Annotated in this window: 10 protein-coding genes; 8 read left to right on the forward strand and 2 right to left on the reverse strand. The window is 33.4% G+C overall.

Annotated elements, in window-relative coordinates; translation table 11 throughout:
* Positions 1 to 4: 4 nt before the first annotated feature.
* Genes FBFL15_RS10045 through FBFL15_RS10055 form a run of 3 tightly spaced genes read left to right on the forward strand, consistent with a single transcriptional unit; the run spans position 5 to position 7337 of the window.
* Complete coding sequence (locus FBFL15_RS10045; RefSeq protein ID WP_014084492.1) at positions 5 to 3502, forward strand: RHS repeat domain-containing protein; 3498 nt, start codon at positions 5 to 7, stop codon at positions 3500 to 3502.
* An 11-nt stretch (positions 3503 to 3513) separates the two neighbouring features.
* Entirely contained in the window at positions 3514 to 7125 is a 3612-nt protein-coding gene (locus tag FBFL15_RS10050) for a DUF6443 domain-containing protein (RefSeq protein WP_014084493.1), read from the forward strand.
* A gap of 2 nt (positions 7126 to 7127) precedes the next feature.
* The gene (locus FBFL15_RS10055) at positions 7128 to 7337 is read left to right on the forward strand and encodes a hypothetical protein (RefSeq protein WP_014084494.1); all 210 of its coding nucleotides are present in this window, start codon (positions 7128 to 7130) and stop codon (positions 7335 to 7337) included.
* A gap of 12 nt (positions 7338 to 7349) precedes the next feature.
* On the opposite strand, the gene FBFL15_RS10060 is transcribed toward FBFL15_RS10055, so the two are convergent.
* Together FBFL15_RS10060 and FBFL15_RS10065 are read right to left on the reverse strand one after the other, a co-directional pair.
* Positions 7350 to 7844 (reverse strand): hypothetical protein, encoded by a 495-nt coding sequence (locus FBFL15_RS10060; protein WP_014084495.1) that lies wholly within the window; start codon positions 7842 to 7844, stop codon positions 7350 to 7352.
* Between the two features lie 95 nt (positions 7845 to 7939).
* Positions 7940 to 8191: a helix-turn-helix domain-containing protein gene (locus FBFL15_RS10065; RefSeq protein ID WP_014084496.1), complete on the reverse strand. Its 252-nt coding sequence runs from the start codon at positions 8189 to 8191 to the stop codon at positions 7940 to 7942.
* A gap of 219 nt (positions 8192 to 8410) precedes the next feature.
* Between FBFL15_RS10065 and FBFL15_RS17205 the strand changes: the two genes are divergently transcribed.
* The 5 genes from FBFL15_RS17205 to FBFL15_RS10085 all read left to right on the forward strand — a co-directional run bounded on the left by FBFL15_RS17205 (position 8411) and on the right by FBFL15_RS10085 (position 12985).
* Positions 8411 to 8566: a CHC2 zinc finger domain-containing protein gene (locus FBFL15_RS17205; protein WP_083839250.1), complete on the forward strand. Its 156-nt coding sequence runs from the start codon at positions 8411 to 8413 to the stop codon at positions 8564 to 8566.
* On the forward strand, positions 8532 to 10202 hold the full coding sequence (locus FBFL15_RS16515; RefSeq protein ID WP_044032243.1) for an RHS repeat-associated core domain-containing protein: 1671 nt from the start codon (positions 8532 to 8534) through the stop codon (positions 10200 to 10202). The genes FBFL15_RS17205 and FBFL15_RS16515 overlap by 35 nt, the downstream gene beginning before the upstream one ends.
* Before the next feature lie 3 nt (positions 10203 to 10205).
* Positions 10206 to 10778: a hypothetical protein gene (locus FBFL15_RS10075; protein ID WP_014084497.1), complete on the forward strand. Its 573-nt coding sequence runs from the start codon at positions 10206 to 10208 to the stop codon at positions 10776 to 10778.
* Positions 10779 to 11075: 297 nt separating this feature from the next.
* On the forward strand, positions 11076 to 12380 hold the full coding sequence (locus tag FBFL15_RS16820; protein ID WP_044032244.1) for an RHS repeat domain-containing protein: 1305 nt from the start codon (positions 11076 to 11078) through the stop codon (positions 12378 to 12380).
* On the forward strand, positions 12380 to 12985 hold the full coding sequence (locus FBFL15_RS10085; protein ID WP_014084498.1) for a hypothetical protein: 606 nt from the start codon (positions 12380 to 12382) through the stop codon (positions 12983 to 12985). The genes FBFL15_RS16820 and FBFL15_RS10085 overlap by 1 nt, the downstream gene beginning before the upstream one ends.
* The last annotated feature ends 21 nt before the right edge of the window (positions 12986 to 13006 follow it).

Consider the following 13006-nt stretch of genomic DNA (forward strand, 5'->3'; position numbering starts at 1 on the left):
GATTATGATAAAGAAAATATTTATAATAGCCTGCACCTTTACACTTCAAATAGCTTTGGGGCAAGTAAACGTTGATTTAAAACCACAAGTAAAATCTCCAGAAGTTAATAAATTTGAGCAATATATGAATATGCCAGTTAATTTAGTATCTGGAACTCCTCAAGTTAGTATTCCTATATATACACTTAATTATGGAGGTATGACACTTCCTATTTCTTTAGAATATGACGCATCTGGTGTAAAAGTAGAATCTATCGCATCTTGTGTCGGTCAAAACTGGACTTTAAATGTAGGAGGAACTGTTAGTAGAATTATTAAAGGAGCTCCTGATGAGGGAAACCCTTATAATTGGCAAGCGCAAAGTCAAATTGACATTGATGGTTACTATCAGGATTATGGGTTAACTAAATTAGAAAGTCAATTAAATAATTACCCTAATAATCAATATGATAGCAATCAATATTTTAATAAATTTATAGCATTTAGAAAATGGGTAAATGATGTTGCAAATGGTTTTAAAGATTCGCAGCCCGACCTTTTTTATTTTAGTACTCCACAAGGAGGTAGCAAGTTTGTATTTAATGACCAAAGGCAGGTAGTATATCTAGAAAATACCGATTTTCAGATTAAAGAAAATTTTTTAAATAATGATTTTAAATCTTGGGATGTAACTTCTCCTAGTGGTATCAAATATAAATTTGGTATTGATAATGCATCTGGGTATCAAGGTCAAGGAAATAATGTAGAATCAAGTTATACACTTTATGAATCTCCGAATTCTTTAAATGGAGGTGCAGTTAATAGATTTATTGCCAACTCATGGTTTTTATCAGAAATAAAGAATGCGTTAAACAATAATTTTATAAAAATTACATATATAAATAGTTCTTACAAACAAATAATTAATAACCAACAAAGTATGTATACCGAAAATTGTAAAAACATCAGTACGTCCAATGGTTTTGGATCAAATTTTGGTTGTAATTCTGAACAAATACAATATACTTCATATGTTGAAACCCCTTACTCATTAGGCAATAACGTTTCACAAGCAAATATGCAATCAACACCTAGAATAAGTAATTTTGTTAATTCAAAAGTAGTCAATAAAATAACAGCAGGAGATACAGAAATTATTTTTCTATATGATGATAGAATTGACTTATCTAATGATTATAATTTAGAATCTGCAAAAAAATTAAAAGAAATTACAGTTACACAAAATGGTATTTGTATAAGAAAGTTTTTATTTGATTATATTCATAAAACTTCAAGCGAATCCGAATCCTTTAGTTCAACACCTATTCCAAATGAATCAAAAATAAGATTTTTTTTAGTAAATTTTAATGAAATTAATTGTCAGAACAATGAATCTAAAACTTATAAATTTATTTATAATGAGGTAGAATTACCTAATAGATTGTCATATGCCCAAGATAAATGGGGATATTATAATGGTAAAGTTTCAAATCGAACTATTTTTCCAAAATATAAATTTTTTCAAAATCCATTATACTATTCAAATAAAAATGTAGATTTTAATTTTGCACAAGCAGGAAGTTTAGTTAGAATTATTTATCCAACGAAAGGGAGTGTTAATTTTGAATATGAAACTCACACTCCAAATGTAGCAACTGATTTTAATTATAATCAAACGCCAACTAGTTATGTAAAATCAATTTTTGGTACTAATTTATTAGCATTTCAACCTTTACCTAATTATTCGGATCCAAATACAAAAACAAATAGTGTTGAATTTATTTATAATTTAAATGCTAACCAAATATTATCTTTCTCAACAAGTTCAATTTTTCCTGCACCAATGCATTCGTTAGGAGGATATTGTAATAATGTTCAAAATTATGGTGTAGCTTCAGAGATTATTGATACTGTTACTAATTTAGTTATAGCATCTAATTCATATAATTCATTTACAAGTAATACTAAAGTATTATATATTGATCCTGACAAATTTGTTTTAGGAAGGAAATATAAATTAAAGGTTTATGGAAATCAATGTTATCATAGCACGACAACATTAGGTATTCATAATATAGATCCAATTTTTGAAATGGGTGGATTACGTATAAAAAACATAATACATAAAAATCATGATAATAATATTATAAAAACAAAAAATTATACTTATTTAGACCCAAAAATAAATTCAAATCCAGAAAAAATATTTAAAGTCAACTTTAATTTTTCTCAAAGTTTAGGTTCTTTAAATGGAATTATAAGTAATACAAATATTCAATACTTAAATAATTATGGCAAAGCTCAAGCAGGTTATAATTGGGATTATACATCAGAATATTTTTATTTTTTATCATCTGGACATGATTTTTACAATTTTAATTTTGTAGGTCCAAATATTAGTTATTCAAAAGTTATAGAAAATGATGGTAATGGAAAAATAGAATACAATTTTAATAGATATTTGTCATATCAAGATTTAAATGCTTATACTCAAATAGTATTTCCAAATCCACCAAAATTTCAAAGTTTATTAGCTGGTGAAAAAAATAGCGAGTTAAAATATAATTCAAACTTATCTAATATTAGTACTATATATAACGACTATAATTATCTTAAAACATCAACCAATATAAAAGGTATAAATTTTATATCATTTAATAGTTATAATGATCAGTCACCAGGAGTAATTATAAACACCTACACCCTTCAAGGACAAACAAAAACCTTAAAAAAGGAAACTGAAACTAGTAATTTTAATAACAATTTATTATCGGTTACAAAGGAATACGAATATGAAAATCTAAATCATAACCAGCCTACAAAAATAACGACAACTGATAGTAAGGGCGTGGCTCATATTAACAAAATGTTTTATCCATCTGATTTAGCAAACGAACCTTATATGGCTGAGTTAATTTCACAAAACAGAAAAGATACTCCTATTAAGGTAGTGTCTTATTTGAATTCAACGCTGCCAGCAGACAAAATTTCGGAACAAAAAACAACCTATGCAAAAGATGCAACTACAAACAATTTCTTATTACCTAAAAGTGTATATGCAGCTAAATTTCCTAATAACTTACCCAATATTTTAAATGTAGGCAATTTAGAATTAAAAGTAACATCAGACTTTTACGATACAAGTGGCAACCTCACACAATATACGCCAGAGTCGGGCATGCCGGTTACCATTATTTGGGGGTACAACAAAACGCAGCCTATTGCCAAATTTGAAAATGCTACAAATGCACAAGTAGCTGCCGCCTTGGGTGTTGCCAATATTAGCAGCCTTACAGAAGCCAATTTGCCTGCCATTGATGCCTTGAGAAACAGCAGCAATACTGCAATACAAAAGGCAATGATTACAACTTATACACACAAACCGCTTATTGGGGTGAGCACTATTACCGACCCAAAAGGCGATGTCATGAGGTATAACTATGATACTTTTGGTCGTTTGCAAAACGTAACCGACAAAAATGGCAACAAACTCTCTGAAAACGAATACCACTACAAACCTTAATTCCAAAAGATATGAAATCGACAACTGTAAAAAAACGCCAATCGGCATGGCTTTTCAAAGCCTTTGTGGCTCTTTTGGTAGGTTTGCCTGCGTTGCTTGAGGCTCAAACACAGTCTCAAAACTACATCAAAACCACTACCTACAAAGTGCCAACCACCCTAGTGCCTGCTCCTACTGCGGCTCAAAAAGTGGAAAACATTACTTATTTTGACGGATTGGGCAGACCCATACAACAAATTGCAGGGCAACAATCCAACTCGGGAAAAGACATCATTACACACATCGAATATGATGCCTTTGGCCGGCAAACAAAAGAGTATTTGCCCTACGCCTCGGGGCAAAACAACCTGGAGTACCTGGACGGCAACACGGTCAAAACCAATTTGATAACCCAATACCAAAACTGGTATGGCGACCAAAATCCGTATAGCGAAAAACAATTGGAGGCCTCGCCCCTAAACCGTGTAATGCAACAAGCAGCACCCGGCAACGAGTGGGCCCTGAATGGCAACAAAACCATCAAGTTTGACTATCAAACCAACACCGCTACCGAAGTAAAACTATACACGGCCACCGCCACTTGGAATGCCGCCTTGGGCTTGTATGAACCGGTGCTAAACAACGCTACGGGCAACACCTATTATACTGCAAACCAGTTGTATAAATCCGTTACTAAGGACGAAAACTGGACGGCGGGCAACAATAATACGACCCAAGAGTTTAAGGACAAGGAAGGCAAAGTGGTGCTCAAACGGTCGTTTAACAGCGCCGTGGCTCACGACACGTATTATGTGTATGACCAGTATGGCAACTTGAGTTTTGTGCTGCCACCACTGGTTACCAATGCCAGCATAACGAGCCAAATGGCGGGCTTGTGCTATCAATACCGCTACGACTACCGTAACCGATTGGTCGAAAAAAAGCTGCCTGGCAAGCAATGGGAGTTTATTGTATATGACAAACTAGACCGCCCTGTGGCCACAGGCCCTGCTTTTTCGCCTTTTGGCGAGGGTACTACGGGCTGGATGATTACCAAATATGATGCCTTAAACCGCCCTGTATATACGGGTTGGCAAGCCAGCACAACTGTTACGACATCGGGACGGTTGGTACTTCAGAATGCTCAAAACGGGGCTACGGTACTCAACGAATCCAAAACCACCGCTGGCACGATAGACGGCATAAGCGTGTGGTATAGCAATGTGGTGGCACCTACGGGGTTCAAAATTTTGTCGGTGAATTATTATGACGATTACAATTTTCCGAATGGGCCAACGGTTTTTGGTACGGCTTATTACAACAACAGCCTAAAGCCCAAGGGATTGGCCACGGGGGCATGGGTGCGGGTGTGCCAAGGGGCAACCGACAAGAAGGGCGAAACGAGTTATACGCTGTATGACTACAAGGCCCGAGCGATTCAAACCAAAACGGTGCATTACCTGGGGGGCTACACGCAAACGGACAGCAATTTGGACTTTGTGGGCAAGCCAATCAGCACCGAAACCCGCCACAAACGTACGGTTACAGACGCAGAAATACGTGTAAATGAAGTATTTACATACTCGGCACAAGACCGTTTGCTGACGCACACCCATCAAATAAACGGGGGGGCAATACAGCTATTGGCCAACAACTCGTATGACGAATTGGGAAAACTAACGTCTAAAAAAGTGGGGGGTGCTGCTACTGGCACTGGCTTACAAAACGTGAACTATTCGTACAACATTAGGGGGTGGCTCATGGGCATCAACGACATCAATAGCTTGAGCAAAGCGGGCGATCCGATGGATTTGTTTAGTTTTAGAATCAATTACCAAAAACCCGAGACAGCAACGCCTTTGTTTAACGGCAATATTTCGGAAACTTTTTGGCGGACTTCATCGGACAATGTATTGAGAAAATACAGCTATTCTTATGATCATTTGAATAGGTTGCTGGAAGGAAAATACGAAAAACCGCAAAGTACAAACCCTTTTCCTGGTTCGTATGATGAGCGATTGGAGTATGACAAAAATGGTAACATCTTGAATTTGAGACGTAATGGCGATTTGGATTCTGATTCGTCGTTTATGTATGCTCAAGAAATGGATGTTTTGGGATATGCTTACAAACCTGATTCAAATTTGCTGTTGTCGGTTACAGACGACACGGCAAATCCAAAGGGTTTTAACGACGGCAACACCCAAAACGATGATTTTGAGTATGACAACAACGGCAATATGACTGTGGATTTGAACAAAAACATCAAAAATATTACTTATAATCACTTGAATTTACCTACAAAAATTTTATTTGGTAATTCCAATTACATTACGTACCTTTACACCGCAAGTGGGCAAAAAGTGAACAAAGTGGTAAACGAGGCAGGAGTAATTACAACAACCGATTACATTAACGGGTTTCAGTACAAAACCTTGCCTTCTGGCGATGGTGGGTTGGTGTTTTTTCCGCATGCTGAAGGTTATGTAAATGTGAATAAATCTTACAAATTAACTGAAAGTAGTTTGTTTAATTACGTGTTTAATTACACAGACCATTTGGGGAATATCAGGATGAGTTACACGCAAACGCCCACGGGAGCCTTGTCGATTTTGGAAGAAAACCACTACTACCCTTTTGGGCTCAAACACACCAACTACAACTCCGACAAGCGGTTGTATGTGCGTGAAAGTGTTTCCTCCAAAATAAAACCCGTAACGCCTTTGTTTCCTTTGGTTTATAATTATAAGTACAATGGGAAAGAGTATCAAGATGAGTTGGGGTTGAATTGGTACGATTATGGAGCAAGATTTTACGACCCTGCTAGAGCTGGTTGGACTAATATAGACCCTTTGGCGGAGAAAATGAGAAGATTTTCTCCTTATAACTACTGTTTTAACAATCCTTTAAGATTTACTGACCCTGATGGGATGGCTCCTACTGATTGGGTTTTAGGCAATGATAATCAATGGTCATGGAGAAGCGATGTTAATTCAGCTTCGCAAGCAGCTGATAAAGGTTATGTTGGTTATTCTGATGGAAGAACTAATAATGTTCACACTGTTGGAGGAACAGGTAGTACGCTTACATTAAAAGAAAATGCAAAATGGGTTGATAGTAGTAATGGTGTTGAAAAAACCGCTCCAGATAAAGCAGAACCAACTGCAATAGCTGAAGTAAAAGTCAGCGGAGAGATAGCAACAAATACACCTGCTCCAGAATACGAATTCTCGGGAGAGATACTCATGGACATGGTCGGAAACATGGGAGATGCCATGTCTGAAGGCAGTACATATGCAAAAGGAGGTGGTATTGCATTAGCTGTAGCAGGAGCTTTAAGCGGTAATCCAGCATTAGTCTCATTTGGTGTAGAAGCTTATGAATTTGGTTCAGCTTTGGATGACATAGGAACTGGAATGTCAGCAGCACGAGATTTTACAACAGGTGAGCCTGGAGATGTTACAAGAGGTCTCATAAAGGCGACTGCTATTGGCGCAGGAAAATTAACAGATGGAATTATGGACGCTAAGGTACCCGCATCTGGTTTTGGAGGAGCGACAAATGCTACCTTTAAAGCAGGGGCAGGAGTTGTTACAGACGGTGTAAAAGGTGATGCTTTACGTTCAAGTTATGAAAGACATTAAACATGGATAACTTGTATAATTTTTTATTAATTATTATATTTATGTGTATTGGTTTATATTTTTTATACACCACTTACAAGAAACCCGCACCATACTACAGTACAGATATAAAAGGATATGTAGCAGGGATTCTCTTTGTAATGATGGCATTGCTTAGTCTTTTTGGTAAATTCAGTATTTTGGAAGCCATACAAGGACTTTTTAATAAATAAATTTAATAGAAATTATTGGATTACTTTTTTCAAAACCTTTAAATCATCCGATTGTAAATATTTGTAAATGTCAATATTTCCATCGGATGATTTTTTTATTTTTTTGGAAAAATAACGTGAATTATAATCAAACTCCTTTTCCACATTAAAATCATTCAATTTAGTAACCGAAATACTTATAGATTGTTCGCCGTTATTTGGCGGTGTAGCCACCGTTGGAGGTCCATTATAGGCAGGTTCTTTTACCAATTTTTCTACTTTAATAAATTTATTTATCGCTTTAGCAAAGGCATTAATATCAACTTTACTTTTGATATTTTGCCCATTAACAATTAGACTACCATCTTGGTCAATAATAACAACTTTTTTTTGCTCTTCTCCTTTTTCATTTTTAACCCATTTAAAGATGATAACTTTATATAATTGATTATCGTCACTTTGCTGAAGTGGTTTGAAAGAACTAAATATAATTAAACAAGTAAATAGCAATAAGATTTTAGTTTTCATAACATTTTTTATTTATCGAAAGTTTTTTTAGTTTTATAGTTCTGAATAACATTATCAACCAAAAAGAAAAGATGTTTTTTAATGTCTTTATCAAGTTAGTCAATATTTTCAATTCTTTTGATAATCTCTTTATCATAAGTAGAAAACTCACCTACACCAATTAAAAAATCAACAGTAACTTCAAAGGTTCTAGCCATTTTAATAATTACATCAATAGATGGTGTATTGGTGTTACGCACGTAATTACCAAACATTACACGAAAAGAATTAATCTTTTTTGCAAGGTCTTCTTGCGACCAACTTTTTGCTTTACGCAACTGTGTTATTTTGTTTCCTATGTCTAACATCTTTATCTTGTGTATAGTGTTTTTAACTAATTAGGGCAAATATAGTAATAGATTTTTATCAAAAGAAATAATCATTAATTGTTTAAATGAAATATAATACATTTGCAATAAATATTTATCATTATAAAAGTTTTCAACAATAGAAATAGCTGACATCAAACAAAACTTATCCTTAACCAAAGTATTAGAAAATTACAATTTAAAGTAGGAAAAAACAATATGCTACGTTTTCCGTTCCACGAGGATAGCACAGCAAGTTTACAAGTAAGTTTTAGCCAAAATAAATACAAGTGCCACGCTTGCGATAAAAAAGGAGATGTTATTCAGTTTGTACAAGACTATGAAAAGTACAAACCCTTTTCCTGGTTCGTATGATGAGCGATTGGAATATGACAAAAATGGTAACATCTTGAATTTGAGACGTAATGGCGATTTGGATTCTGATTCGTCGTTTATGTATGCTCAAGAAATGGATCTTTTAGGATATACTTACAAACCTGATTCAAATTTGCTGTTGTCGGTTACAGATGACACGGCAAATCCAAAGGGTTTTAACGATGGCAACACCCAAAACGATGATTTTGAGTATGACAACAACGGCAATATGACTGTGGATAAAAACAAAAACATCAAAAATATCACTTACAATCACTTGAATTTACCTACAAAAATTTTATTTGGTAATTCCAATTACATTACGTATCTTTACACCTCAAGTGGGCAAAAAATGGAAAAAATAGTGTATGAGAACAACGACCGTACAACAACCGATTACATTAACGGGTTTCAGTACAAAACCTTTCCTTCTGGCGATGGTGGGTTGGTGTTTTTTCCGCATGCTGAAGGTTATGTAAATGTAAACGAATCTTACAAATTAACTGAAAGTAGTTTGTACAATTATGTGTTTAATTACACAGACCATTTGGGTAATATCAGGATGAGTTACACGCAAACGCCCACGGGAGCCTTGTCGATTTTGGAAGTAAATCACTACTACCCTTTTGGGCTCAAACACACCAACTACAACTCCGACAAGCGGTTGTATGTGCGTGAAAGTGTTGCCTCCAAAATAAAACCCGTAACGCCTTTGTTTCCTTTGGTTTATAATTATAAGTACAATGGGAAGGAGTATCAGGATGAGCTGGAGTTGAATGTTTATACTATGGATGCTCGCAATTACGACCCTGCCATTGCACGTTGGTTTGTAATAGATCCCATAACTCATTTTAGTGCAACTACTTATGGAGCTTTTAATGACAATCCTATATTTTGGGCAGATCCAAGTGGAATGGCTGGTGAACATTACGATTGGGAAAAAAAATCTTACGTTGATAGTTCAGGGAAAACTGTTTCTTTTGAACAAGCAATGGCTGGAAATGGATTGAATTCAGATGGGAGTGAGAAAAAAAATGCTAACAATGAAACAGAAAATACATCAGATAATACTTCAAACATACATCCTAAAGATGCTTTTGGTTATGAAGCAAAATATCCTAGAACTGTTCAAATTATGAAACAATTACATGATTTTGTTAAAAAAAACCCATCTATTTTAAAATCTTTAAATAAATATTCAGGATATTCTACTATGCAAATTCTTGATCAATTAAAATACTCCGAAGGTCGCTTGGTTTTAACTATTGAAGATTTATCTTGGCATAAGTTACAACCAGATGGAGTTACAATGGGAAATTCTACGGATTCTAGAATTGAAATTGAAATTGTAAAACATTTAGAAATTTTAAGTAATAATGAGGACATTCAATCTTATTCTTTTTATGTTGCAACTATTATTTTACATGAATTTGTACATGCAGGCCGGATTGCAAATAAACTTGACAAATATAATGAAACAGAGGAAATGGGAACTGCATGGGAACGCAAGACATTTAACGGGAATACGATAAATCATATTACTTCTAAAGATTTTTATCATAAATTCAACTGGAATTTAAATAATTATAAGAGCATCACATTACCTATAAATATAACTCCTTTTTTAAAAAATTAAACCATGAAATTAAATAATATTTTAATTTTTATTCTTTTTTGTATTTTTGTAATGTGTTCAAAAAACAATAAAATTGAAGATGAAAGACAACAATTTATTGAAGAAAATTTTCTTGAAATAATTGGAAAAGAAGCTTATTATAACGGTTCATTTATTCATTTTGGAAATGACTCTTTACAATATTATTCAAAGTTATCTGTGAAACTCGATCCTGAAGTTACATATAATCCAAAGATGGAGTCTTTATTATTGGAATATTTTGAGAATAAAAAAGATTTAAAAAAAGATTTTAACAATGTTATTCATAAAAATTATAAAAACAATCTTCTTCTTGATTCTAATTTCAATAAAAAAATAGGTAATTATTATATTTTTTTTAATGACACAGAACAAAATAAAAAAATAAAATATGCTGGGGAAATTTATATTGAAAATTTAAAGATAGACAATGGAAAAGCAGTTTTAATAATTACAAAATCAACTCAAAAAAAAGGTATAACTTACGTTATGTTATTTAATAAAAAGGGAAAGCAATGGGATACTATAAGCAATGAAGTACTAATGTATATTAATTAATCATATAAATTTTAAATTTAATTATTTTAATACCTCCGAAAGTGGCAACCTAGCCCCGACAGTAGCGGCATCCTTTTTGTTTTTTCTTTAAAAACAAAAAGATACAGCGAATGGCGGGAACTGCCCCTGCGTGAAAATGCCAAATGTGGCGGCTTCTTGTAAGTGGGAAGTATGAAGTATGAAGTATGAAGTATGAAGTTAGAGGTTAGAGGTTAGAGGTTAGAAATAAGAAGTAAGATGGGATTACCTTTGTCAAATTTTGAAAATTTGACAAAGGTTTTTTTTAAAAAATAAAATTTGCCTACAAAAATTTTATTTGGTAATTCCAATTACATTACGTATCTTTACACCGCAAGTGGGCAAAAAGTGAACAAAGTGGTAAACGAGGCAGGAGTAATTACAACAACCGATTACATTAACGGGTTTCAGTACAAAACCTTGTCTTCTGGCGATGGTGGGTTGGTGTTTTTTCCGCATGCTGAAGGTTATGTAAATGTGAATAAATCTTACAAATTAACTGAAAGTAGTTTGTACAATTATGTGTTTAATTACACAGACCATTTGGGGAATATCAGGATGAGTTACACGCAAGCTCCAACAGGTAGTTTGTCGATTTTGGAAGAAAACCACTACTACCCTTTTGGGTTCAAACACACCAACTACAACTCCGACAAGCGGTTGTATGTGCGTGAAAGTGTTTCCTCCAAAATAAAACCTGTAACACCTTTGTTTCCTTTGGTTTATAATTATAAGTATAATGGGAAGGAGTGGCAAGATGAGTTGGGGTTGAATATGTATGATTATGGTGCGAGGAATTATGACCCAGCTATAGGTAGATGGATGAATATGGATCCGATGGCAGAGAAGTATTATCAAATTTCTCCATATGTCTATGTAGCAAATAATCCTTTATTATATATAGATCCAACAGGAATGACTATTGAAGATCCTGACAAACTAGTGGAAAAACAAAAAGCTAATCTTAAAAATTCTATAAGTACTCTTCAAGGCTTTATTAAAAGTGGGGGAATGAGTGAAGAATTAGGAAACAAATTAATTGGCTTTTTTAATGATAATTTAACTGAAATTTCTGTTATGGAAAAATCCGATCAAGTATATAATGTTTATAAAGACAATAGTACAAGTGGTAGCGGTGTAAGTTATGATAAAGCAACGGATAAAGTAATGATTGGAATTGATAAAGATGATTATGGAATTGTAGGTCATGAATTAAAACATGGTTATCAATTTGAAAAGGGTAAAATATCTTTAATCACTGATAATTCTGGTTATGGTTCATTATATGATGTTGGAGATGAAACAGAATCTTATAACAGAGAAAGACAATTTAAAAGTGGACGAGATTATTTTGAAAATCCAAGTGCTTTTGTATGGCAAAATTCAGATGTATTAAACTTTGGTAAATCCATGACTCCTTCAGCTTATCAAAATTTACCACTAGGACCAATTAATATTAACTCTAAAGAGGGTAAAGCTTTGAGAAATAGAACCATCGAAGCAGGTAAAAATGGGCAAACTGTTAAAGAAGTTTACAAAGGATGGAAGAAAAATTATGAAAAAGGAGCAAAAACTACAAGATAATGAGAACGATTTTTTATATACTTATAATAGTATTATTTTCTTCTTTAATCAATAAAGACCACTATATAGGCAAGTATACCTATAAATCAAGGTATTATTACGAGAGTATAGATTTAAAAAACAACAATCAGTTTATTTACAACTTTAAGAATGAATTTGTAAATTATGAAATAAAAGGCAATTACAAAATAAATAGTGATAGTCTTATTTTAGACAGCAACCCTCAAAGAGATAAAATAATTGTAAAGGAGAAAAATAGTGGTAATAAAAACAGTAATTTAATAATTGTAAAAGACAAAGAAGGTAACAATTTGACTTACCATATTTATCTAATCCTTGTAGATGATGCAGTAATTTGTTTAAAAGATCAATGGGAAAAATCAAAAATTAAAAATCAAACAATAAAAGGTTTTTATCTAGTTGACACCAAAGGATTAAAATCACCAACATACTTAAAAAAAGGAAAATTTTCTAATCATTTTGAAGTACAATTTGAAACAAAGCGTGTTTTTGAAGATGAAACTTGGTATCTAGAAAAAGGCAAAATAAAACCAATCGGAATGGATGGTGAATGCCAAAAATATTATTTAGAAAAAAATAATTAAGCACAAAAACCTCAGCTGTCC

Source organism: Flavobacterium branchiophilum FL-15 (genome assembly GCF_000253275.1).
GTDB classification, from domain to species: domain Bacteria; phylum Bacteroidota; class Bacteroidia; order Flavobacteriales; family Flavobacteriaceae; genus Flavobacterium; species Flavobacterium branchiophilum.